The organism is Staphylococcus canis, assembly GCF_016238445.1.
GTDB lineage: Bacteria > Bacillota > Bacilli > Staphylococcales > Staphylococcaceae > Staphylococcus > Staphylococcus canis.
In genome coordinates this window covers 154,679-178,826 of record NZ_JABANU010000001.1, presented here as the reverse complement: position 1 = coordinate 178,826, position 24,148 = coordinate 154,679, and the positions used below count along the sequence as shown (strand labels likewise).

Below are 24,148 nucleotides of genomic sequence, written 5' to 3'. Positions count from 1 at the left end.
TTATTTAATATGACCTTTAAGTTAATAGAATCATTGTAGTGCCTTGTTTTTCAGAACATTCATATTCATGTATAATGATACTATCGTAGTTTTTTTAAAGGAGGACAACAAATGAGTTGGTTACATTTAGCGGTTTTATTACCGTTAATTTTTTCAATACTCATACCAACCCTGTATCGTTTTTATAAACGTATTCATCTTGGTTGGTTCGTATTGCCGATTCCAGTTGTGTTGTTTGCGTACTTTTTGACGTATGTCAAACTCACTATGTCCGGACATTATACAAAACAATCCGTTTCATGGATGCCACAAATTGGGATGAACTTTGATGTTTATGTAGATGGACTCGGGTTATTATTTGCTTTATTAATTACAGGTATCGGAAGTTTAGTAGTTTTATATTCAATTAGTTACTTAAGCCATGAAGAACAATTAGGTCATTTTTATTGTTATTTACTAATTTTTATGAGTGCAATGTTAGGTGTTGTGCTCTCAGATAATTTACTAATTCTTTATTTATTTTGGGAACTGACATCATTTTCAAGTTTTCTTCTGATTTCTTTTTGGCGTCATAAAGAAAAGTCATTGTATGGCGCGATGAAATCAATGATGATTACAGTATTAGGCGGATTATCATTGCTTGGAGGTTTTATCTTATTATATAGCGCTACTGGCAGCTGGAACATTCAAGAAATTATAAGTCAAGCAAGTTCAATACAATCATCTCCAACATTTATATTAGCTATGATTTTCGTAATTATCGGTGCAATGACAAAATCAGCACAATTCCCATTTTACATATGGTTACCAGATGCGATGGAAGCACCTACACCTGTAAGTGCGTATCTTCACTCTGCAACAATGGTTAAAGCGGGGATTTATCTTGTTGCTCGTTTGACACCTATTTTCGCAATTTCACAAGGGTGGATTTGGACTGTTGCACTTTTCGGATTAATCACATTATTTTGGGGTTCTTTAAATGCAACAAAGCAACTTGATTTAAAAGGTATTTTAGCCTTTTCTACAGTTTCTCAACTGGGTATGATTATGTCTATGCTAGGAATAGGTGCAGTAAGTTACCACTTTGAAGGGTCTGAAAGTCAACTTTACATTGCAGCCTATACAGCAGCAATTTTTCATTTAATCAACCATGCTTCGTTTAAAGGCGCATTGTTTATGATTACAGGTGCGGTCGATCATGCTACAGGAACAAGGGATATTCAAAAACTAGGTGGATTAATGACAATTATGCCAATTTCATTCACTTTATCAATTATTACAGCTTTAAGTATGGCTGGTATCCCACCGTTTAATGGCTTTTTATCAAAAGAAGCATTTTTAGAATCTATGATTGAAGTAACACATGCACCTCTATTTAGCTTAAATTCAATCGGCATATTGTTACCGATTATCGCGATTGTAGGTAGTATTTTTACTTTTGTATATTCTTTAAAGTTTATTTATGAGATTTTTTTAGGTACACATAAACCAGATGCATTACCTAATACAGCACATGAGGCTTCTATTTTAATGAATATTCCTCCTATTCTCTTATCAATTATAGTTGTAAGTGTTGGATTATTCCCAAGCCTTGTTACTGGACCGTTAGTCGAACCGGCTGCACGTGCTATTGCAGGCTCAAATTCTGTACATGCTGAATTTCAATTATGGCACGGTATTACACCAGCCTTTATCTCGACATTAATTATTTACATTGTAGGTATTATTTTATTCTTTACGGCTAAACGCTGGACAAAAGTTTTAAAACGTATACCAGACGTTTTAACTTTAAATCATTGGTATAATGCGACAGGACGTTATTCACCTTATTATGCGACTCAAATTACACGAACTTATATGACTGGCTATAATCGTAATAATTTAGTCATTATTTTCTTTATGATGATATTACTAACGATTCTTACACTGATATTCTCACCATTTACAATCAACCTTGATAATGTATCATCTATTCGCACATATGAAGCAATATCTGTTGTTACGATTACAATTGCTGCGATTATGATTGTATTTGCGCGTTCAAGATTGTTTAGTATCATTATGTTAAGTGCGGTTGGCTATTCTATGGCGATATTCTTTATCTTCTTTAACGCACCTGACTTAGCGTTAACACAATTCGTTGTTGAAACGATTTCTACTGCACTGTTTTTACTTTGTTTCTATCATTTACCGAATATCAGTCGTTACAACGAAAGTGTAAGTCATAAAGTTGGAAATATTATTATTTCAATTGGTGTTGGACTTGTAGTTATCGTTTTAGGTTTAATCGCTTACGGTAACCGTCATTTTGCATCAATTAGCGCTTTTTACAAAGAACATGTTTATGATTTAGCTCAAGGTAAAAATATGGTTAACGTAATTCTTGTCGACTTCCGTGGTACCGATACACTTTTTGAATCAGCCGTACTCGGTATCGCTGGAATGGGTATTTATACTTTAATTAAGTTACGCGCAAAACATAAAAATGGTTATGAAAGGGTGGAGCATGTTGAACAGACAAAAAAATGATTTAATTTCTCAATATTCATCAGTCGTCATATTCTTCTTGATCATGATGTTCGGCTTCTCCCTATTCTTAGCCGGACACTATACACCTGGGGGCGGCTTTATTGGTGGTTTACTTGTTTCAAGTGCACTCGTCATTATAGCAGTTGCATTTGATGTGAAAACATTACAAAAAGTCTTTCCTTGGGATTTTAAAAAGTTAATCGCATTAGGTTTGACATTTTGCGTAGGTTCACCTATGTTAAGTTGGTTTTATCATAAGAACTTTTTTACACATACCTCTTTTGATATTCCAATTCCTTTACTTAAACCGATGCATTTACACACAGCTGTATTATTCGACACAGGTGTATTACTTGTTGTAATTGGTACAGTGTTAACAATCATATTAACGATTGGAGAGAATAAATAATGGAAATTTTATTAATCATTGTTTGCGGTATTTTAGTCTCCATTAGCGTATATCTTATTCTATCCAAAAGTTTAATTCGCATTATTATCGGCACAACATTATTATCACATGCAGCAAATTTATTTTTATTAACGATGGGTGGTTTGAAAAACGGAAATGTCCCTATTTTAGTTAAAGGTGTCACAGATTACGTCGATCCTATCCCTCAAGCGCTAATTTTAACAGCGATTGTTATTTCATTTGCTGTAACAGCATTTTTCTTAGTACTTGCATTTAGAAGTTATAAAGAGCTCGGAACAGATAATGTTGAACGAATGAAAGGAGTACCACAAGATGATGATGAATGAAAATTTAATTGTTGCAGTCCTTGTTGTACCGGTCATCACAGCTATACTTCTAATTTTTAGTGGCTTACGTCCTTTCATTAAACGTTTTATTGCATTAACAGGTGCGATCATTACCTTAATATTTGCCTTAATCAACTTATACAATGTATGGCAAGCAGGACATCCACTCATATTAGAGCTCGGATCATGGAAAGCACCTTATAGTATCGTATTCGTTGTTGATTTATTGAGTGCGTTACTTGTAACGACAAGTGTTCTTATCACGATTTTAATTATCCTATTCTCTTATCAGTCAATAGGATTGCACCGCGAAACCTATTACTATTACTTCACAGTGATGTTTATGTTGACTGGGATTAATGGTGCATTTATAACAGGTGATATTTTTAACTTATTCGTATTCTTTGAAGTATTCTTAATGTCATCATACGGATTACTTGTAATTGGTGGAACTAAAATACAGCTTCAAGAAAGTGTCAAATACTTACTAGTGAATGTGGTCTCTTCTGCGTTTTTCATTATTGCAGTAGGTATACTTTATTCTATTGTAGGTACATTAAATATGGCCGATATTAGCCAGAAACTTCACCAGCTTTCAAATGAACATCCTGGCTTAATCAGTATCGTATTTGTCCTGTTTCTTTTCGTATTTGCTACAAAAGCTGCTGTATTTCCAATGTATGTATGGTTACCAGGTGCATATTATGCGCCACCATTTGCGGTCATTGCATTTTTCGGTGCTTTACTTACAAAAGTTGGGGTATACGCTATTTTGAGAACAATGAGCTTATTCTTCCATAATACGCTTACTTTCTCACACTATACCCTTTTAGCATTAGCTTTACTGACTATTATATTTGGATGTATCGGGGCTGTTGGTTATCGAGACACGAAACGCATTATTCTTTATAACATCATGATTGCAATTGGCGTGATCTTAGTAGGTGTCTCTATGATGAATGAAGCTGGTATTATTGGGGCGATTTACTATACGATTCACGATATGTTAATTAAAGCAGCCCTATTCTTTTTAATCGGCATTATGTATAAAATTACTAAATCAACTGATATTCGTGATTTTGGTGGTTTAATTCACCATTATCCACTATTAGGCTGGACTTATTTTATTGCTGCTTTAAGTTTAGCAGGAATTCCACCTTTAAGTGGATTTTACGGTAAATTATATATTGTTCAAGCCACATTTGAACAAGGGTTTTATGCAAGTGGCATTATCGTATTATTATCAAGTTTAGTTGTACTATATTCTGTTATTAATATTTTCTTAAGAGGCTTTTTTGGTAAGAGTTATGGTTATTTCTATAACCCACGCCTACACCACCGTGGCTTACTTGCAGTGAGTGTATTAGCAGTAATTATTTCTGTTGCTTTCGGACTTGGTGCAGGTCAATTGTATCCAATCATTGCCGAAGCAGCGAAATCATTCTATCAACCTGATGTTTATATTCAAAGCGTATTGGGGGTGAAGTAATATGGCAGTACAAATTGTTATCAATCTCTTTTTAGCCGTGTTTTGGTTATTTTTATCAGATAGTTACACGATGAACAACTTTGTTTTAGGATATTTATTCGCATTATTCCTTGTTTATTTAATGCGTCATTTACTTCCTGGTCGATTTTATATCATTACACTATACAAAGTTTTTAAATTGTTACTGATCTTTTTAATCGAATTGATTAAAGCGAACTTAGATGTATTGCGTATTATTCTTCAACCTCATATTAAAAATGAATCTGCCTTTTTTATTTATGAAACAGATCTCGAACATAAATGGCAAGTCGCACTATTATCAAATTTAATCACACTCACACCAGGAACTGTAGTTATTGGTGTAAATGATGATATGAAAAGGCTGTATATTCATTGCTTAGATTTTTCAACAAAAGAAGAAGAAGTCGCTGGAATTAAAGCATCACTCGAAAAAGCAGTGAGAGAGGTGGGTGAATCATGAATTTAGATATTGTAATCATAATCGCTCTTGTTATTGTAGTGTTATCTATCCTTGCAATACTTGTTCGTGTCATCATCGGCCCTTCACTTCCTGATCGCGTCGTAGCACTCGATGCCATAGGTATTCAATTGATGGCTATCATCGGACTATTTTCGATTATCTTAGGCACACATTATATGATCGTCGCAATTCTTTTAATTGGGATTCTTGCCTTTTTAGGAACAGCAGTGTTTGCAAAATTTATGGATAAAGGTCAGGTGATAGAACATGACAGAGACAATCGTGATTAGTATTGGATTGATTCTTGTAATTATCGGTGCATTATTCAGTGCTTTGGCAGCGATTGGTATGTTACGTCTAGATGATGTTTATTCACGTGCTCATGCCGCTGGTAAAGCAGCAACATTAGGGGCCATGTTACTTTTAACAGGGACATTCATTTATTTCATTGGTAAAGAAGGCTATGTTAATTTTCAATTACTTATAGGTATTATGTTCGTATTTATAACAGGCCCCCTTTCAAGTCACTTAGTTTTAAAGGCTTCATATAATCTCAAAATCCATGCTTCAAAACGTTTAAAACTAGATGAAGTAAAAGATGATTTAAAAGGAACAAAACTCTAAATATTATCTAAAAAAGGCGCTACTTTCATTGATAAAATAGTAGCGCCTTTTTAATATTATGCAATTATTGCTTTCTTCTTTTAATCGCAATTGTTCCCCTCATAACAGTGACTAATTGTCCTTTCTCATCAGTGATGTGTATATCCCATACATGTGTCGAATAACCTTGATGTAAAATACGTGCCTCAGCATAAACTTCACCGTCTCGTGCTGATTTAATATGATTCGCGTTCATTTCTAAACCAACTGGTATAGCTTCAGTTGTATCTACTAATGCTGCTGAACCCATCGAACATGCGGTTTCACCAAGTGCCATTGTAGCACCACCATGAAGGTAGCCAAAAGGTTGCTTGACCTTATCTGTAACTGGCATCGACATTTTGATGTAACCATCACGTTTTTCAAGTACTTTCATATCTAAGAGTTCAATTAAATGCGTCATGCTAGTGCCTCCTTTTTATATGATTATAATACAAGTCCAGCGATTGTTCCCATTATAATCAGTGGCACGTTATAAAAGACAAAGTTTGGTATACATGTATCTCTAATGTGATCATGCTGACCATCTACGTTTAATCCAGCAGTCGGTCCTAATGTTGAGTCACTTGCAGGAGAACCCGAATCACCAAGTGCACTCGCTGTTCCAATCAAGGCAATTAAAGCCATCGTACTCATACCTAAAGATTCACCAAAAGGAATGAATAATGCAGCTAGAATTGGAATGGTAGCAAAAGAAGACCCTATGCCTAAAGTAACGATGAGCCCTATAATATACATTAAAACAATACTTAAAAGCTTATTGTCCCCCGCGATGTGTGTAAGACTTTGGACTAATTTTTCAATATCTCCAGTCTCACTCATCACACCCGCAAAACCATTTGCTGTTAAAATTACAACACCGATATAAGCCATTATTTTAATACCTTCTACAAATTGATCATCTAAACGACGCCATTGATATGCACCTGATACGAAAAACACTAGAACCCCAGCTAATGCACCAAAAATCATAGAATTTGTAATCGTTTGAACCGTAAACGTTGCAAGTATCGCGATTATTGTGACTACAAGTACATAGGGTTTTAAAGCTTTTTCATTTGCTTTTGCAGTAGTTTGAATTTCTTTATATGTTCTTGGCTTGCGGTAATAAAATAATGCTAACAATAAGCCAATAATATATCCTGAAGCAGGAATAAGCATTGCTTTCCATATTTGATTAAATTCGATAGGGTGATTAGCCTTATCAAACCCTTTTTGAATAATTTCCTGGAAAATATGGCCAAAACCAAACGGTAATAATACATATGGGAAACATAAACCAAATCCAATGATTATAGCGATTAAACGTCTGTCCAAATTCAACTCATTAAATAAGCTAATGAGTGGTGGAATTACAATAGGAATAAAAGCGATATGTACTGGAATGATATTCTGACTCATAATACTCAACGTAAGTAAACTTACTAAAATCACGACTTTAACCTTAATACGTGATGTTTTCGTTTGTTCTGCACGGATTTTAGTAATAATACGTTCAACAAGATAATCGGTTATTCCGCTATAAGATATCAATGCTGCAAATCCCCCAAGTAAAGCATAACTTAAGGCAACTTCTGCACCATCAACGATATTTTCTGTGAATATTGAAATTGTGTGATTAAGCGATAATCCTGCTATCAGACCACCTACTAGTGCACTGATAAATAAGCTAATCACAACATTTAAGCGGCATAAACATAATACTATCATTAAGATAACCGCTATCACGACTGCATTCATATTTTACACTCCTTTAGTACATTATCGAATTAAAGTAATATAGATATATTAACAAGATTATTGTTTTACGTCAATACGATTTATGAACAAAAAAACTGACTAGTTATTAAAGAAACGTTACGAACTTTAATACCAGTCAGTCATAATCACTGAACGCTCATTTATAAATCTAAGCTTTTGTTTCTTGCATCAACCATTCCACAATCGTATTAATTAAATAACCTGTAGCTCCTTTTGGCCCTTTATATGATCGTTTAGAAGTCGTTGCTGGACCTGCGATATCAAAATGTAAGTGTGGTGTATTACCACTAAAGTGTGTAATAAATGCTGCAGCAAATAACGCTCGACCTTGTGCATTGACATGGTTTGTTAAATCTGCCACGTCTGAAGTTTTGATGTTATTTCTTTCAGTATCCGTAATTGGCAATTCATATACAGGCTCTTCAGTCGAAGTCGATGTTTTTAAAATTGCATGTAATGTGGAAGGCTCAGCATTTTTATTGAACACTGCGGCTTTATCTTCACCTAACGCGACAACAGCTGCACCTGTTAATGTCGCGAAGTCCATAATCAATTTAGGTCGAAATTGATTTGCATAAAAAGTAGCGTCTCCTAATACTAATCGACCTTCTGCATCTGTGTTTGGCACTTCTACTGTATCTCCACTAAGCGCAGTAAATACATCATCAGGTTTCATCGCATTATTAGCAATCATATTTTCAGCTGCTACAATCACAGCCACAATGTTCACTTTCAATTGTAAAGCTTGAATTGCATCGACCATACCAATGACATTTGCAGCCCCACACATGTCATATTTCATGGACGGCATGCCTGTTTTTGATTTAATTGAATATCCGCCTGAATCATAAGTAATCCCTTTACCTACTAAAGCAATCACATCCGATTCATTTTCAGGGTCACCGTTGTATTGTAAAGTAATCAATCTTGGTGGATTAATCGATCCTTTGCCAACTGCTTGAATAAGACCAAATCCCTCTTGTTCTAAGGCTTGTTCATCTTTTACATCAACCGTAACAGATTTTGTTTTAAAATACGTTTCAACTGATTCAGCTAAATATTGTGGCGTGAGAATATTAGGCGGTGTGTTACCTAAATCACGTGCGTAGTTAATAGATACACCAACTGTTTCTCCTATTTTGAATGCTGCTTCAACCTGGTCTCTGTTTTGCTCATCAAAGGTGAGTTCAAGTTTAAAAGGTGCTTTTTTATCATAGCGATAATCATCAAATTGATATATTGATTGCTTACTTTGGAGCCCCATTATTTTAAATATAGTAGTGTTATCTACAGATTTTGCTAAAAATGAATCTTGCTTAATATGTACTTCAGATATCGGTTTACGTTTTATAAATTGAAAAAGATTACCCCAAATTTTTAAATAATCTTTATCTTTTAATTGATTAATATTACCTAAACCTACAGTGATGATGCGTTGTAATGTATTGTTAATATGTATCGCTGTATGATTAACCTCACCAAGTTGACTTGAAATAATATGATTGAGTTTAAGCTCTTTTAGCGCAGAATATAAAGCATCATTTGCTTGAATTGCTTTACTATACTGCGTTAAATGTTCAGGTAGTCCTATCACCAAAATATCTTGATTCTTTTTTGTATTCATCATCATTCTCTCCTTAGAAAAATAGACAAACCAACTTCATTTCAGAAATGAAGTATAGCTTGTCTATCACCATTAAAAATTAAGTTGGATTAAAATTTACCTTTTTTAAGCGCTAAGCCTACGCCACCAACTTTGAAAATAGCACGAGTATCAACAATACGTTTCATGAATGCTGCTTTTTTACCAGTAATTTCACGACCGTATACAATACCTACACCATCATGACGACCTAATGAACAAATTGTACCACGATCTACATATTCAAATTCTTCAGTTGCTTCACCATTTAAGATATGTTTGATATTTTTAGCAGTGTGTTCACCTTGTTGCATAGCAATTTGTGCTGTTGTTGGTAAAGGACGTTCTTCACCTTTAGGAATAAATGCAGATACATCACCGATTACGAAGATATTATCATAACCGTCAATAGTTAAATCTTGGTTTGTCACGATGCGTCCACGCTTAACACCTTCAAATGATTTTTCCATTAATTGACTTCCGCGTACACCTGCTGCCCAAATCACAGTATTCGCTTCTAATTGTTGTTCTTTATCGTTAACTTTAACTACAAAACCTTTTTCATTTGCAGCTACAATTGGCGTTCCTACTTTAAATTCTACACCACGTTCTTCTAGATAGCTTACAGCATAATTCACAAGTTCATCTGAGAACATAGGTAGCATTTTCGGTGCCGCTTCAACACATGTAATTTTAACTTTACTTTGATCTACACCATATTTATTTGATAGTTCTGGAATGCGATCTGTTAACTCCCCTAACAGTTCAACACCAGTAAATCCTGCACCACCAACTAAAATTGCTAAATCTTTTTCATTTTTCTCTTTAGATGCAGCATAATTTGCAAATTTATCCTCGATATGACGCGCAATTTCACGTGCTGTATGTACGTTTTCAATTTGGAACGCATGTTTTTTCATACCATCAATACCAAATGTTTCAGATTCAAAACCTAACGCAACGACTAAGATGTCAAAGTCAAATACACCATGAGTTGTTTCAACTTTTTTAGCATTACGATCAATTTTTGTAACTTCTGCACGTACGAAATTCACGCGAGCATCTAAAACACTTTCGATTGGATATAATAAATCTTCATAACTAATTGTACCTGCTGAAGCTTCATGTAACCAAGTTGATTCATAATGGTAATCGTTTTTGTTAATTAACGTAATTTGAGCGTCTTCTTCAGATAATTGCTTTTGAAGTTTACTTACTGTTTGTAAACCTGCATAACCTGCGCCTAAAACAAGTACTTTTTTACGTTCTGCCATTTGTATTCACCTTTTCTTTCCTAATTAATATTCGTATTTCACCTTATACACTGTATACCCGCAATATTTTATTTATACACAAAATAGTAAATACAGTCATATATAAGTGTATAGTTTTTTACATGTGAATTCAAGTTTATCTATGATTTCTTTATAGATGAAAATATGAGGTTAAACTCAATAATCGTAAGCCTCCATAAAAATACTTTCAAAAATGTAAGCGTTTTAATTATAGTGTTCAAGAATAGGCATGTTTTCAGATATTGTCCTAAAATACATGCCTTTAATTTTCACTTTAAAATCATCAATTAAATATCATATAACAAGCAAAGTCAAAACGTTCATTAAGCAGTAGTGTAACAATTTCTATTACAATACTTTAGCATTCTTCAGGTGTACCTGAAACTGTAGCTGTTTTAAATGAACTACCGCAACCACATGAAGCAATCGCATTTGGATTGTCAATTTGGAAACCGCCACCCATTAAAGATTGCTTATAATCGATTGTTGTACCATTTAAAATAGGCGCATCATTTTTATCAACTAATACTTTTAGTCCATAATATTCAAGAACTTCATCGTTTTCACCTGGTGCTTCTTCAGCTGTCATGCCATATGTCAGACCTGTGCAGCCACCACCGTTGACTTTGACTCTTAGATAACCTTCTGCCATATCATTTTGTTGCAACATATCTTTAACTTCATACGCTGCACCTTCAGTTAAAATTACTGTAGCCATAACATTTTCCTCCTTAAAATATCCATGTTTCTTCTATATGAGCATATATATTTTGTAGTAAATCATCAGGTGTGTCACCTTCGACTAAATCACCATTAACAAGGGCATACAATCCAGCTGAACAAATCCCACAATTTTGTAAACATCCATACTCTAAAACATCTATGTTAGGATCATTGTCCAGCTTTTGATACACCTCTTCTGAACCTCTCGCCATATTAGATATACAAAACTCGACAATAGGATTCATCTTACACCTTCTTATATATTTTAATGACGTCATTATATCAAAATTAAGTGTATCATTCTATATCACCGCTCAATAATTAAACATCAGTGACATTAAATACTTACAAGCGTTTATTTGTAAGGTTTTTAAAAAAAGTTTATAATTATGTTTGAATCATTTATAAACTATATCATTTGCACGCATTTAATAGGGGAAGATTGAGACTATCATTTGAACTCAATCTCAAAATCATGTAAATGAGTTGTATTATTTTAACTAAAGGGGTATCTCAAATGAAAAATTTAGTTTTACTAGGTGGCGGTTATGGGAATATGCGTATTTTATCTAAAATACTACCAGATGCGCTTCCGAGCGATTATAATGTCACATTAATCGATCGTATGCCTTATCACGGATTAAAAACAGAATTTTATGCACTCGCTGCTGGTTCAAAATCTGATAAAGAGGTTCGTGTAAAGTTTCCTACAGACTCACGCATTAATACTGTATATGGAGAAATTACAGATATTGACTTAGATCACCAAATTATTTCTGTTGGTCAAACACGCGTGGATTATGACGAACTCGTAATAGGATTAGGTTGTGAGGATAAATACCACAACGTTCCGGGAGCAAAAGAGTATACATATAGTATTCAAACACTAGCAAGCGCTCGAAAAACCTATCACGACATTTCAGAATTACCTTCAAATGCACAAGTAGGTATTGTCGGCGCTGGTTTAAGCGGAATTGAACTAGCTAGTGCACTAAGAGAAAGTCGAAGTGATTTGGAAATATTCTTATACGATCGTGGAGATCGCATTTTAAATCAATTTCCAGAGAAGTTAAGTAATTATGTCAAAAAATGGTTTGATAAAAATAATGTTACAGTTGTTCCTAATTCTGACATTGTTAAAGTTGAGCCTGGTATTCTTTACAATAAAGAGACTAAAAATGAGCACGATTTAATCGTTTGGACAGCTGGCATCCAACCTGTAGAGATTGTTCGTCAATTGCCTATTGATTTAAGTCGAAGTAATCGTGTTATGGTTAATCAATACCATCAAGTTCCGACTTATACGAATGTTTACGTTGTGGGAGACTGTGCGAATTTACCGCATGCTCCAAGTGCTCAACTTGCTGAAGAACAAGCTGATCAGATTGTAATGGTACTTAAAAAACAATGGCAAAATGAACCATTACCAGAAAAAATGCCAGAAATTAAAATACAGGGCTTTTTAGGTTCACTCGGTGAAAAAAATGGCTTCGCCTACTTAATGGATACTACAGTAACAGGTCGCTTAGCCTCACTTTTAAAATCCGGTGTTCTATGGCTATATAAACATCATAACGGTTAAAATATCACAAAAGCTGAGCGTACATCATCGCCTTTACTATTAGACGATTGTTGTACACTCAGCTTTTTAATTTATATTTAATAACGAAGCGATCTTAGGATTCATTTAAAATGACGTATCGCATTAATTAAGCGTTTTGAAAGTTATTTTCGATAAAACGTTTAATTGGTGGTAATTGAACATAACCATCAGTAACATATTCGTCATTCATAGTAACAAGTGGATAAAATAACTCATCTTCTCGAATACGCTCAATAAATTGCTCATCATGATCAGATAAATTGTCATGATCTCGTTCGATGTCTATATATGTGTATTCGAAATCTAAATTTGGATATTTACGTGGCAACAAAGTTTGTAGCCAGTCGTACGTATTACGTGCACTTGGCGCATTCACACAACTTGCACATACAATTTCAGCGCCATATACAACTACACTGATTTTATTCATTGCTAAATCCCCCTAGTCTATACGATAGATTTTTTGTTCTTCATCTATTATAATGGATAAATAGGTAATGATGAACTATTTAACTCGAAAGGAGATTTTCATATGCCAACAGAAAATGCTACCATGTATGATCAAGTTGCTGAAGTCATCGAAAAGTTACGTCCTTTCTTACTTCGTGATGGCGGAGATTGTGAGCTTGTTGACGTGGAAGACGGTATCGTGAAGCTTCAATTATTAGGTGCATGTGGGACTTGCCCAAGTAGTACTATTACATTAAAAGCTGGAATTGAACGTGCACTTGTTGAGGAAGTTCCAGGAGTTATCGAAGTCGAACAGGTATTTTAACCGTAAAACATATAGATGTGACACAGACGAAGTGAATGAAAATTCCGGTAGTTAGACTTCAAATGTCTAAAAATTAAGATTCTCAAATAAATGCGAATTGTAAATCAATACAAAACGCATCTTTGAGAATCTTTTTTATATTATTTGATTAACGCGCTTCTACTTTATTTCTAGGTGCATCTCCATTTAAGACATCCTCGATATTTAACACACACGTTTGAATCATTTGATCACGTGTTAATACAGATGCACTTCCAATGTGCGGTGTAATAATCACGTTAGGCATTTTTAATAATGGATGATCAAGACGAATCGGTTCATCTCGTACAACATCTAATGCACACCCCGCAATTTCACCTTCTTCTAACGCTTCAATTAAGTCCTCTTCAACTACTAAATCACCGCGGCCAATGTTTATGAAAAATGCATCATTTCTCATTTTCTTGAATACTTCTTTGTTGAAAATATTTCGAGTTTCTGGTGTAGATGGCGCTGTAGATACAACAAAATCACTTTTCTTGATCAGCGTATCAAATGACGTATAAAAAGCACCTAACTCATGTTCTGCTTTAGTATCTTGTGAACGGTTATGATATAAGATATCAGCATTAAAACCTTTTAAGCGACGTGCAAATGCTTTACCGATTTCCCCCATACCGAAAATACCGACTTTAGAATGATAAATATCTTTTCCTGCTAATAAGTAAGGTCCCCAACTTTCCCAGTTACCATCTTTGATATACTTTTCGCCTTCTACAATACGGCGTGAAATCGCAAGCATTAAACTAAACCCTAGTTCTGCTGTTGTTTCTGTAAGTACATGCGGTGTATTAGATACTTCAACATCATGATATTTCGCAACATCTAAATCAATATTGTCGTATCCGACTGCTAGATTAGCAACGATTTTTAAATTCGGTGCTGCTTTCAATAATTCATCATCAATTTTCTCGCTCAATGTGACTAACGCTGCAGTTTTATCTTTCACTGCATCTAAAAATTTATCTCGAGGCATAGGCGTTAGTTCATGATCCCACATCTCCACTTCTCCTAAAGCTTCTAAACGTTCAACAAATTTTTGCGGAATACGGCGTGTTACTAATATTTTTTCCATAACTTATCCCTCATTTCTTTCAAGTTGCTGGCGCACGTCATTCAAATCTTTGAAACTATACGTTGGTGGTGTTGCTTTTGACATCGCTTCAGCTTCCGATGTTACACCCGTTTGGACATGAATTGTATCAATCCCAACATTAATACCAGCCATTATATCTGTATCATATAGATCTCCAATCATTGCAACCTCTGATTTATCTAGCTGAATAGCTTCAAGCGCCTGTTCCATAATTGGAGTTTCTGGTTTACCAATAAAGATAGGATTGTGTTTAGAAGATACTGTAATCACACTTGTTAAAGAGCCATTACCAGGTAAAAAACCTTGCTCTTTTGGAATAGATGGATCTTGATTCGTTGAGATGAATGTAGCACCTTGTTGTACAGCAAGTGTAGCTTTAGATAACTTCTCATAATTAATATTCTCGTCTAATCCGACAACCACATAATCGACATTGATATCATCTAAAATCTTTAAATCTTGAGACGCTAAAGCAGTTTTTAAACCATCGTCCCCGATCATATAGACAGTCGCATTTGGTTGCTGTTGACTAATGTAATCTGCAGTTGCCATTGCAGAGGTTATAACTTCGTCAGGAGTAGCCTCTATTCCAACCGTCGCAAGCTTTTTAACTACGTCTTCAGGTGCTTTAGTCGAGTTGTTTGTCACATATAGGTGTGGAATATGATGTGTATTAAGATACTCGATAAATTCACGCGCTCCAGGTATCTCTTCGCTTCCTTTATACATTGTGCCATCTAAATCAATCAAATAACCTTTATAGTGTTTCATATTATGTCTATTCTCCTTTACCAAAAGCAGTTACAGGTACATTTTCATGCTCTAAAAAGTAAATTACTTCTTGAATAAATTGCTCATAAAATGGTAAAGCGCGATCAAATAAAGGGATTAACGCTTGAGCATCTAATTCATCATAATGTTGTACGAACTGTCGACGTACATCAATTGTTTCATGTAAGGCTTCTTTTGTCTCTTTAGAGATTGCACCTTCTAATTCTAAAATATCGATAACATCTTTATAGTTACCAGGATCTCGTAAGATAAATGCGTCAATAATCATATTCCCGATGTCTACTGATGCCTCAATCAACATATGCGCAATACGTTCAAATGCGTAATGATTATCTTTATATTGCTCATAATCTTTTGTCAGTTGTTTTAAATACGAAATTCTTCGTGATAGTTGTTCTTTATTTACGAAATACATTTAAATCACCTCTATTCTCATCTATCATATCACAATTTTGCATGTCACTTCATTTATAGATATACTTGCATTACGATGATATTAAAGGAGTTCAAACTATGATAGATATGTTTTTATATGACGACGTTGAACCTTCACAAATTCGCTTTGTTGGATTTGTAGGTGAGCATAGTCGATATGATTTAGTATTGATTCAAACAGACCGTCATTACGGGAAAACACTAGTTTTAAATACACAAACTAATAAATTTGGCATTATTGGTACAGATGATCTTGAAGAAGAAGGTTATATTGCTTATATCTTAGGTGTAAGTGATGACGAAGCGGATGAAATTACAGAGTATTTAAACGAAGTCATACAGTAAGAACAAATCATATAATGCGTGTATAGATTGCCACAATAGAACATATAGAAAGAGGTTAGGCTGATTCACTCAAAGTCAAATGAATCAGCCTAACCCTTTTATTTATAGATTCTATTTAGTCACTTCACTATCCATATCTTGTTGTAATCTCTTTTTTAATTCCAGAGCTTCACGATTCGCTTTACGACTAAATATAATATTAGTACACGTCATCTGGATGATCAAAAATGTCGCGTTTGTTGCCCAGTATAGCCCTAAAAAACTTGGAGACTGAGAGGCAATGAGGATAATAAAAGTAGGCATAATCACAGCCAGTATGTAACCAAACTTTTTATTTTCCATATTTCCTAAATTAACAAGCGGCTGTATAAAATAAAGTAACCCAGCGATTAAAGTCAACAATATATCTGGTTGGGTTAAATCAAACCATAAAAAATGACGATTTTGATAGATACCTTCATGAGAAGGATACTTAATCGAAACAAGTAAACCAAATAAAATTGGAATTTGAAAAAGAACTGGTAAACAGCCTAACATCTGCTTATACGGATTCAAGCCATACTCATTATACTTTTCAAAAATTTCACGATTAAGTTTCCGCTTCTCTTCTTGTGATGTGGTGTGTCTTGCTTTTTCTTTAATATCTTTCATATAAGGATCAATAACCGGTCTTTTTTTGCGTGCCATATGTCCTGCTCTAGATTGCGGTAACATTAGAGGTAACAATACCAAACGTACGATTAATACTATTACAATAATCGCTAGACCGTAATTATGATTAAATAATTCGCCTAACCAACGTAATAACATATCTAAAGGTTTCGCAAATACGTTATAGAAAAAGCCTGTTCTATCTTGTTCATTCTGATAATTACACCCTGCTAATAGCACCATAGTGGAGACTAACAGTACAATTGGTTTAATATGCCTTAACATCACGATATACCTTTCTATTAAGAATTGAATATATTCAATATAACACGTTTTGAATTCCCTTTGAATTGTAGAAGATGCCAATAGACATTGATATGTATAGCAGTACTACCTATATAAGTAAAAATGAGAACCACTCACGTATGTCGTATTAAGGTATAGCTATCCTCAACATCTAACTTGAAACGCAGTGGTTCTAGCAAATATATTTAAAATCAAATGTATTGATGTTGTTCTAGATAATCAATAATATGCGCAACTGATGCGTCTATCGAATCACGTTCTGTATCAATGATAATCTCCGGTGAGCTTGGTGCTTCATATGGGGCACTAACTCCTGTAAATTCTGGTATTTCACCACTTCTTGCTTTTTGATACAAACCTTTAGGGTCTCGTGACTCACATGCTTCTAACGAGCACTTTGTATAAACTTCAATAAACTCACCATCATCAACAATATTTCGCACACCATCACGATCTGTTGCATAAGGTGAGATAAATGCAGTGATGGTCAATACACCTGCATCTACCATTAGTTTGCTTACTTCTCCGATACGTCTGATATTCTCTTTACGATCTTCAGGTGAAAATCCTAAATTTTGATTTAATCCGTGGCGCACATTATCACCATCTAAACGATAAGTATGAATCCCTTTATCAAATAAAGCCTTTTCTAATGCGACAGACACTGTAGATTTCCCTGAACCTGATAAGCCAGTAAACCAAATTATTGCACTTTTATGTTGATGTCGATCTTGTCTTTCGGCTTTTGTTACGACCGAATCATGCCATGTGATATGATTGTTTGCCATCGTCTACTCTCCCCTGTTATTTTTTAAGCCTTCAATTAAAACATTCGCAACTTCTGGTCTTGAAAATTCTTCTGGTAAAGACTCACCATTTCTTAATTTTTCTCTCACTTTTGTGCCACTCAAATGTACATGATATTTTTTATCATGTGGGCATGTTTTTGCAGTCGCCATATTTTTACATTTCTCACAATAAAACGCATGTTCAAATTTCAAAATTTGTATGTCTAATTCATCTTCAAACTGTGAGATGAGCTCTTGTGCTTCGTATGTACCATAATAATCACCAACACCTGCATGATCACGCCCCACAATAAAATGTGTACAACCGTAGTTTTTTCGTACAGTCGCGTGTAAAATCGCTTCTTTGGGTCCTGCATAACGCATTGCAGCTGGATAAATCGCAAGACGTGCTTTATCTTTTGGGAAGTAGTTTTCCAAAATCACTTCGTAACTTTTCATTCTAACATCAGCGGGAATATCATCTGATTTGGTTTCACCCACTAATGGGTTGAGTAATAATCCATCTACTATTTCTAATGCAGCTTTTTGAATATATTCATGAGCACGGTGTACCGGATTTCGAGTTTGGAAACCAACAACTGTTTTCCATCCTAAATCTGAAAAAAGTTGGCGTGTATCTTTTGGATCAAAGTGATAGTTTGTAAATTCATCATGCTTTGGTCTATTGAGCAAATAAATAGGTCCTGCTAAATACACTTCACCTTTTTCATATACTTTTTGAACACCTGGATGATTGTCCTCTGTTGTACCATATACGAGTTGTGCTTCCTGTTGCTTATCATACGTGTATTTTTCTTCAAGTTCTAATGTGCCATATAACACACCATCTTCTCCATATAACGCAATCGTCTCTCCAATTTCTAAGCTATCTGCCACAGATGTTGTTACAGGAAGTGTAATTGGAATACTCCACACTAAACCATTGCTTAAATGTGTATGCTCAATCACTTCTTGATAATCACGTTGTTTCATAAACCCAATTAATGGACTAAAACCTCCTATTGCGATGAGCTCTAAATCAGAAATTGCCCATTGATTAATCGTGATTTTTTTCGCGTTTTCTGCCTGTTTTAAATGATTATCACGTGTTGTACCTGTCAAAATCCTATTAATTAATGTACCACCATGTGGTTTAATTAATGTTGTTGTCATTATTTCATTCCTCCTTGTATTGGTTTAATTACGTTATTACGTTTATTTTTGGTTAGTACACAGTTAATCAGACTGATCCATAAAATAATAATAATCATCCGTATTAAATTCGCTAAGTGTGCATCTATTTCGAAATATGTGAGTAATGCATTGCTATTCGTAAAAATAATAAGACCTCCAACACCAACTGCAAGTACATTTACTGCTAACCATTTCACAAGACAAGCTGCAAGAGGTGCAGCAACGGCACCACCTACTGCAAGTGCAATAACTGCAAACCAGTTAATGTGTTGAATTCCTAAAAATATAATGAAACTTAGAGATGCTGATAGCGTAACTAAAAACTCACTTGCGGAAACTGTTCCAATCACATATCTTGGTTGAAGTTTTTTTCGTGATAGTAAGATAGAAGTGTTGATGGGACCCCAGCCCCCACCACCAATAGCATCTATCAAGCCAGCGATGACACCTTGTGGCATAATCAATTGAAATTTATTAGATTGATTCAAAGTATCGTCTAACTGTCGATGTCTTTTAATGAGGAATTGGTACAGTATGTAGAACCCCATAGACAGTAAAAATGTAGCAATGAACGGCTTAATCACGTCACCATTGATATGTGTGAGTATTGCGCCTCCTAAAAATCCACCTATTGCACCAGGAATCGCAAGTCTATACATTGTCGGTCGATGCACATTCTTAAATTTTAAATGTGAAAGTCCTGAAGCGGCTGTAGTTGCAATCTGTGAAAAATGTACTGTCGCAGAAACAATTGCTGGCGCGATACCAAATGTTAAAAGTATTGAAGAAGAAGAAGCACCAAAACCCATACCTAGCGAACCATCGATCATTTGAGCAATAAATCCTGCGAACGCATATATGATTAGTTTTTTCATCTTATTTCTCCTCCTTTTTAACCAACGATTAACATAACATTTTTAAAAAATTGTCCTGTTCTACTACATTGAGAAATTTTGAATCAAGCAATGTCTCTAAATAATGCGCTTTATCTTCAGGTGTTATTGCCTTTTTTAAAATTAATTTGCGACTTTCATATAAAAAATCAATATAATTTTCATAACGTTCATCATATATATTTCCAATATCTTTCGCGATTTTTCGTGTTAGTTTTGGACTCGCGCCACTGGTTGAAATGTGAATCGATAATTTACCACGATGAACTGTTTGAGCAAAATAAACATTACTATTTTCATGATGGATAACATCATTAAATAACATGTGTTTCGGAATTAGTGACTGAATATGCTTATGTAATTGAGCATCGTTCGTTGCAGCAATGACAAGCTGTACCCCTTCAATATCTTGATCCTCAAACGGCCGTTTCGACCATTTAAGGTCATAAGTTTTAACAAGTGTTTCTAATTTTGAAGTAATAGAAGGACTTACAACGTGTATTAAAGTAGAAGACGAATTCAATAATTTTTTTATTCGTCTCGTTGCAACTTCCCCGCCACCTACGACTAACACTTCAATATTTGGCATATTAACCATTAACGGTAATATCATCATATGCTCCCTTCGAATGTTGAATGAGTTCTAATACACGTTCTTTAAGTGCATTAATAATATTTTGATGATGTCCTAAATGATCACATTGAACAAAACGACCTTGGTAATTTGTTGAGTTAAGTGTTTTTTCAATAGACCATGTTAAGAACCCTGAAAACCAGAGATACGGCACTACAATAATTTCTTGATGTTTTGCTTCTATAAGCGATTTGAAAGCTTCCTCAAACTGAGGTTTTGCGGCTGCTAAATAACATACTTTAATGTGAGGTACATTTAAGAGTTGCTTCAGTTTAGATCGAATTAATTGCATATCTTGCTCGGTTTCCTTGTAATAGCTCCCTCGACCCACCAGTAAAATTTGAGCTGTTTTACGGTTACGAACACCTTTAGACTGTATTCGTTCTTTCAATATTTCAACTAAACGTTGTTGAACTCCCAAAGGTCGCCCTAGTGTAATATCAATATGTTGATACTGTGATTTCAGTTGATTAAGGATTAAAGGGATATCACGGTAATAGTGTCCTGCTGAAAGAAGCAATACAGGAATAACATAGATATGATTAACCCCTTTTTGAACTAGCTTTGCTACACCAGTTTGGATATTAGGTGAAGTAATCTCTAAAAAACAGGTCTCTTGAAAACGAATAGGTATCTCTTTTTTTACTGCATCAATCAATGCATGCGCTTCCTCTACGCCTTGTTGTAATCGCGTACCGTGACTGACATAAAGTACTCCTTCCATGTCATCACCTCCTTTTAAAATGAAGTGAGTTCAATAGCTTGCTCATATGCCAAATCTTTTTGTTCATGAAACCATTTGATTTTCTCTCTTAAGTTAACTACATCTCCCACAACTATCATTGCAGGATTTTTTATGTGTTTAGATGATGATACGATCGTATTTAAGGTTCCTGTCACTGTTTCCTGAACTGAGCTCGTCCCCATGTATACAAGCGCTACTGGTGTTGAGGGTAACTTACCATGCTCCATTAATCGTGCACAAATGTCCGGTAATTTTTCCACCCCCATATAAATGCACAAAGTCTCAGGACCATTCGCAAGATGATACCATCGTTTTTCATCATCCACACCTTCTTTAGTGACTGCAGTTACAAAAGCTACAGATGAACTATAATCTCGATGCGTTACTGGTATCCCTGCATACATTGGTGCTGCAATACCAGATGTAACACCTGGCACGATCTCAAAAGGAATATGATTTTCAGCTAAAATCTCTGCCTCTTCACCACCTCGTCCAAAAACAAAAGGATCCCCACCTTTTAGTCGAACCACTGTATAACCTTTTTTAGCTAATGCAACCATCATTTGATTAGTATCCTTTTGTGGCAATGTATATCGGTTTGGATCTTTACCACAATACAGTAACTTGGCATCTCGAGATACATGTTCAAAAATCGCTTTATTGACTAAACGGTCATACAATACAACGTCTGCCTGTTGGAGTGCTTTTACCGCTTTTAAAGTAATTAAATCCGGATCACCAGGTCCTGCACCTACTAAAAATACCTTACTCATCCAATCACTCCTTCTGTTTATTTATGGAAATCCCTTCCTTCGATTACACGTTCTACAATACCTTGACGAATAACAAAGTCACCAAAGTGTTCATTTTCTTCTTTTTCCTTGCTATATTGTATAAGCAATGGTTTTAAGCTACTTAATATCTCTGCTTCATCAATATTTTCTTTGTACAATTTATTTAATCTATCTCCTTTAAATCCGCCACCGAGATACATGTTATATTTGCCTGGGCCTTTACCGATGAATGCCACTTCTGCTAGAGCTGGACGTGCACAGCCATTTGGGCAACCCGTCATACGAATCGTAATATCTTCCTCTTCTAATCCTGCTTCATTTAAAATCTCTTCAATTTTATTAAGTAGAGAAGGTAAATATCTTTCGGATTCTGCCATCGCTAGACCACAAGTTGGAAATGCGACACAAGCCATTGAGTTACGTTTTAAACCTGTATAATGTTCGCCATCTGTAATACTATAAGTATCAATAATTTCTTGTATTTTTGCTTTATCTTCAGGCTTAATGTTAGATAATATTAAGTTTTGATTCGGTGTCAGTTGAAAATCTGTTAATCCTGTTTCTGCAATTTTACGTAGTGCTGTTTTCAATTGATAACCTTCTTCATCTTTCACACGTCCATTTTGAATAAATAATGTGAAGTGCCAACGTCCTTGTCCTTCAGTCCAACCGTATCTGTCACCATTGTGCTCAAATTCAAACGACTTAGCATCTTCAAGGTTGTACCCTAAACGTTCATTGAGCTCATCTCTTACTCGATCGACACCTAAACGGTCAACAGTGTATTTAAATCTTGCCTGTGAACGATCTTCTCGATTGCCGTAATCTCTTTGAATCGTAACAATCTTCTCGCATACATCTACGACTTTATCTTTTGAAATATAACCGATGATACGTGCTAGTTGTGGATAAGTTTTAGGGTTACCGTGCTTCATTCCCATACCTCCACCAACAGCGACGTTAAATCCAATAAGTTCATCGTTTTCAACAATAGCAATTAAGCCAATATCTTGAGAGTACACGTCAATATCATTGGATGGTGGAACAGCAATCCCGATTTTAAACTTTCTAGGTAGATATGATGCTCCATAAATTGGTTCTCGTTCTTCGTTAGTATTAACAACCTTTTCACCATCCAACCAAATCTCATGATATGCACCTGTTCGTGGTAGTAAATGTTGGCTAATTTTATCAGCAAAATCATTAATCTCTTCATGAATTTTAGATTGGTAAGGATTAGGATTACACATTACATTACGTACAACATCCCCGCATGCCGCTATTGAATCAAGTAATGCTTTATTAATATTTTTCATAGACTGCTTTAAATTTCTTTTTAAGATACCGTGAAATTGAAAAGCTTGTCGTGTCGTTAACTTAATAGTGCCATTAGCGTAAGTATTCGAAATATCGTCCATTTTAATCCATTGGTCACTTGTTGCTGCGCCTCCAGGAACCCGGACACGGATCATAAAACTATAAGCAGGTTCTAGTTTTTGTTTACGGCGTTCGTCTCTTAAATCTCGATCATCTTGCATATAGCTACCATGGAATTTTAAAAGCTTAGTATCATCCGCTGAAATTGCGCCTGTAAATGGATTATTAAGGCCTTCAACTATCGTTCCACGTAAAAATCGGCTATTTAATTTAATGTCTTCCATTTCATCAAGTTTTACATTTTGATTTTGAGTAGAATCAGTCATGCATATCCATCCTTTC

28 protein-coding genes are annotated in these 24,148 nt (G+C 34.9%); 10 read left to right on the top strand and 18 right to left on the bottom strand.

Translation table 11 applies throughout. The features are described from left to right. The first annotated feature begins 111 nt into the window (after positions 1 to 111). Genes HHH54_RS00905 through HHH54_RS00875 form a run of 7 tightly spaced genes read left to right on the top strand, consistent with a single transcriptional unit; the run spans position 112 to position 5,879 of the window. A complete protein-coding gene (locus tag HHH54_RS00905; RefSeq protein ID WP_198616937.1) occupies positions 112 to 2,529 on the top strand; it encodes a Na+/H+ antiporter subunit A in 2,418 nt (805 codons plus the stop codon). Continuing rightward, the gene (locus HHH54_RS00900; RefSeq protein WP_198616956.1) at positions 2,492 to 2,938 is read left to right on the top strand and encodes a Na(+)/H(+) antiporter subunit B; all 447 of its coding nucleotides are present in this window, start codon (positions 2,492 to 2,494) and stop codon (positions 2,936 to 2,938) included. The genes HHH54_RS00905 and HHH54_RS00900 overlap by 38 nt, the downstream gene beginning before the upstream one ends. Continuing rightward, entirely contained in the window at positions 2,938 to 3,285 is a 348-nt protein-coding gene (gene mnhC1, locus HHH54_RS00895) for a Na+/H+ antiporter Mnh1 subunit C (RefSeq protein WP_198616936.1), read from the top strand. Before HHH54_RS00900 ends, mnhC1 begins: the two co-directional genes overlap by 1 nt. After that, positions 3,275 to 4,774 (top strand): Na+/H+ antiporter subunit D, encoded by a 1,500-nt coding sequence (locus tag HHH54_RS00890; protein ID WP_198616955.1) that lies wholly within the window; start codon positions 3,275 to 3,277, stop codon positions 4,772 to 4,774. Before mnhC1 ends, HHH54_RS00890 begins: the two co-directional genes overlap by 11 nt. Position 4,775: 1 nt before the next feature. After that, positions 4,776 to 5,255, top strand: coding sequence for a Na+/H+ antiporter subunit E (locus HHH54_RS00885; RefSeq protein WP_198616935.1), 480 nt, complete (start codon positions 4,776 to 4,778; stop codon positions 5,253 to 5,255). Then, the gene (locus HHH54_RS00880) at positions 5,252 to 5,545 is read left to right on the top strand and encodes a Na(+)/H(+) antiporter subunit F1 (protein ID WP_198616934.1); all 294 of its coding nucleotides are present in this window, start codon (positions 5,252 to 5,254) and stop codon (positions 5,543 to 5,545) included. Before HHH54_RS00885 ends, HHH54_RS00880 begins: the two co-directional genes overlap by 4 nt. Next, positions 5,523 to 5,879: a Na+/H+ antiporter subunit G1 gene (locus HHH54_RS00875; RefSeq protein WP_198616933.1), complete on the top strand. Its 357-nt coding sequence runs from the start codon at positions 5,523 to 5,525 to the stop codon at positions 5,877 to 5,879. Before HHH54_RS00880 ends, HHH54_RS00875 begins: the two co-directional genes overlap by 23 nt. A gap of 64 nt (positions 5,880 to 5,943) precedes the next feature. Here the strand turns inward: HHH54_RS00875 and HHH54_RS00870 are convergent, their stop codons facing one another. The 6 genes from HHH54_RS00870 to HHH54_RS00845 form a co-directional block, all read right to left on the bottom strand. Further along, complete coding sequence (locus HHH54_RS00870; protein WP_198616932.1) at positions 5,944 to 6,321, bottom strand: PaaI family thioesterase; 378 nt, start codon at positions 6,319 to 6,321, stop codon at positions 5,944 to 5,946. A 23-nt stretch (positions 6,322 to 6,344) separates the two neighbouring features. Next, positions 6,345 to 7,658 (bottom strand): Na+/H+ antiporter family protein, encoded by a 1,314-nt coding sequence (locus HHH54_RS00865; protein ID WP_198616931.1) that lies wholly within the window; start codon positions 7,656 to 7,658, stop codon positions 6,345 to 6,347. A gap of 169 nt (positions 7,659 to 7,827) precedes the next feature. Beyond that, positions 7,828 to 9,303 (bottom strand): M17 family metallopeptidase, encoded by a 1,476-nt coding sequence (locus tag HHH54_RS00860; RefSeq protein ID WP_232796186.1) that lies wholly within the window; start codon positions 9,301 to 9,303, stop codon positions 7,828 to 7,830. 89 nt (positions 9,304 to 9,392) lie between these two features. Next, positions 9,393 to 10,595 carry an NAD(P)/FAD-dependent oxidoreductase gene (locus HHH54_RS00855; protein WP_198616929.1) on the bottom strand — a complete coding sequence of 401 codons (1,203 nt, stop codon included), beginning with the start codon at positions 10,593 to 10,595 and terminating at the stop codon, positions 9,393 to 9,395. Between the two features lie 379 nt (positions 10,596 to 10,974). Further along, positions 10,975 to 11,334, bottom strand: coding sequence for a HesB/IscA family protein (locus tag HHH54_RS00850; RefSeq protein ID WP_198616928.1), 360 nt, complete (start codon positions 11,332 to 11,334; stop codon positions 10,975 to 10,977). A gap of 13 nt (positions 11,335 to 11,347) precedes the next feature. Next, positions 11,348 to 11,584 (bottom strand): YuzB family protein, encoded by a 237-nt coding sequence (locus tag HHH54_RS00845; RefSeq protein ID WP_198616927.1) that lies wholly within the window; start codon positions 11,582 to 11,584, stop codon positions 11,348 to 11,350. A gap of 272 nt (positions 11,585 to 11,856) precedes the next feature. Between HHH54_RS00845 and HHH54_RS00840 the strand changes: the two genes are divergently transcribed. Further along, positions 11,857 to 12,921, top strand: coding sequence for an NAD(P)/FAD-dependent oxidoreductase (locus HHH54_RS00840; protein ID WP_198616926.1), 1,065 nt, complete (start codon positions 11,857 to 11,859; stop codon positions 12,919 to 12,921). Positions 12,922 to 13,048: 127 nt separating this feature from the next. Here HHH54_RS00840 and HHH54_RS00835 read toward each other — a convergent pair whose 3' ends face one another. After that, positions 13,049 to 13,372, bottom strand: a complete 324-nt coding sequence (locus HHH54_RS00835; protein ID WP_198616925.1) for a YuzD family protein — start codon at positions 13,370 to 13,372, stop codon at positions 13,049 to 13,051. A gap of 102 nt (positions 13,373 to 13,474) precedes the next feature. Between HHH54_RS00835 and HHH54_RS00830 the strand changes: the two genes are divergently transcribed. Further along, positions 13,475 to 13,717 carry a NifU family protein gene (locus tag HHH54_RS00830; protein WP_037572314.1) on the top strand — a complete coding sequence of 81 codons (243 nt, stop codon included), beginning with the start codon at positions 13,475 to 13,477 and terminating at the stop codon, positions 13,715 to 13,717. A 148-nt stretch (positions 13,718 to 13,865) separates the two neighbouring features. On the opposite strand, the gene HHH54_RS00825 is transcribed toward HHH54_RS00830, so the two are convergent. From HHH54_RS00825 to HHH54_RS00815, 3 genes are read right to left on the bottom strand one after another with little or no spacing between them, the layout of a single operon-like run. Next, on the bottom strand, positions 13,866 to 14,831 hold the full coding sequence (locus HHH54_RS00825; RefSeq protein WP_198616924.1) for a 2-hydroxyacid dehydrogenase: 966 nt from the start codon (positions 14,829 to 14,831) through the stop codon (positions 13,866 to 13,868). 3 nt (positions 14,832 to 14,834) lie between these two features. Then, on the bottom strand, positions 14,835 to 15,623 hold the full coding sequence (locus HHH54_RS00820; protein ID WP_198616923.1) for a TIGR01457 family HAD-type hydrolase: 789 nt from the start codon (positions 15,621 to 15,623) through the stop codon (positions 14,835 to 14,837). Between the two features lie 7 nt (positions 15,624 to 15,630). Continuing rightward, positions 15,631 to 16,059 carry a DUF86 domain-containing protein gene (locus HHH54_RS00815; RefSeq protein ID WP_198616922.1) on the bottom strand — a complete coding sequence of 143 codons (429 nt, stop codon included), beginning with the start codon at positions 16,057 to 16,059 and terminating at the stop codon, positions 15,631 to 15,633. A 98-nt stretch (positions 16,060 to 16,157) separates the two neighbouring features. Here HHH54_RS00815 and HHH54_RS00810 point away from each other — a divergent pair, with 98 nt between their 5' ends. After that, positions 16,158 to 16,424: a DUF3055 domain-containing protein gene (locus HHH54_RS00810; RefSeq protein ID WP_198616921.1), complete on the top strand. Its 267-nt coding sequence runs from the start codon at positions 16,158 to 16,160 to the stop codon at positions 16,422 to 16,424. Between the two features lie 111 nt (positions 16,425 to 16,535). On the opposite strand, the gene yidC is transcribed toward HHH54_RS00810, so the two are convergent. The 8 genes from yidC to HHH54_RS00770 all read right to left on the bottom strand — a co-directional run bounded on the left by yidC (position 16,536) and on the right by HHH54_RS00770 (position 24,132). Continuing rightward, on the bottom strand, positions 16,536 to 17,360 hold the full coding sequence (gene yidC / locus HHH54_RS00805; RefSeq protein WP_198616954.1) for a membrane protein insertase YidC: 825 nt from the start codon (positions 17,358 to 17,360) through the stop codon (positions 16,536 to 16,538). 212 nt (positions 17,361 to 17,572) lie between these two features. Next, positions 17,573 to 18,169: an adenylyl-sulfate kinase gene (cysC, locus tag HHH54_RS00800; protein ID WP_198616920.1), complete on the bottom strand. Its 597-nt coding sequence runs from the start codon at positions 18,167 to 18,169 to the stop codon at positions 17,573 to 17,575. 3 nt (positions 18,170 to 18,172) lie between these two features. After that, entirely contained in the window at positions 18,173 to 19,342 is a 1,170-nt protein-coding gene (sat, locus tag HHH54_RS00795) for a sulfate adenylyltransferase (RefSeq protein WP_198616919.1), read from the bottom strand. Continuing rightward, on the bottom strand, positions 19,342 to 20,238 hold the full coding sequence (locus tag HHH54_RS00790) for a sulfite exporter TauE/SafE family protein (RefSeq protein ID WP_198616918.1): 897 nt from the start codon (positions 20,236 to 20,238) through the stop codon (positions 19,342 to 19,344). Before HHH54_RS00790 ends, sat begins: the two co-directional genes overlap by 1 nt. A gap of 28 nt (positions 20,239 to 20,266) precedes the next feature. Beyond that, positions 20,267 to 20,869 (bottom strand): NAD(P)-binding protein, encoded by a 603-nt coding sequence (locus HHH54_RS00785; protein WP_198616917.1) that lies wholly within the window; start codon positions 20,867 to 20,869, stop codon positions 20,267 to 20,269. Continuing rightward, positions 20,847 to 21,614: a sirohydrochlorin chelatase gene (locus tag HHH54_RS00780; RefSeq protein ID WP_198616916.1), complete on the bottom strand. Its 768-nt coding sequence runs from the start codon at positions 21,612 to 21,614 to the stop codon at positions 20,847 to 20,849. Before HHH54_RS00780 ends, HHH54_RS00785 begins: the two co-directional genes overlap by 23 nt. Before the next feature lie 14 nt (positions 21,615 to 21,628). Beyond that, positions 21,629 to 22,408, bottom strand: coding sequence for a uroporphyrinogen-III C-methyltransferase (gene cobA / locus HHH54_RS00775; RefSeq protein WP_198616915.1), 780 nt, complete (start codon positions 22,406 to 22,408; stop codon positions 21,629 to 21,631). A 17-nt stretch (positions 22,409 to 22,425) separates the two neighbouring features. Then, on the bottom strand, positions 22,426 to 24,132 hold the full coding sequence (locus HHH54_RS00770) for an NADPH-dependent assimilatory sulfite reductase hemoprotein subunit (RefSeq protein ID WP_198616914.1): 1,707 nt from the start codon (positions 24,130 to 24,132) through the stop codon (positions 22,426 to 22,428). Positions 24,133 to 24,148: the final 16 nt, after the last annotated feature.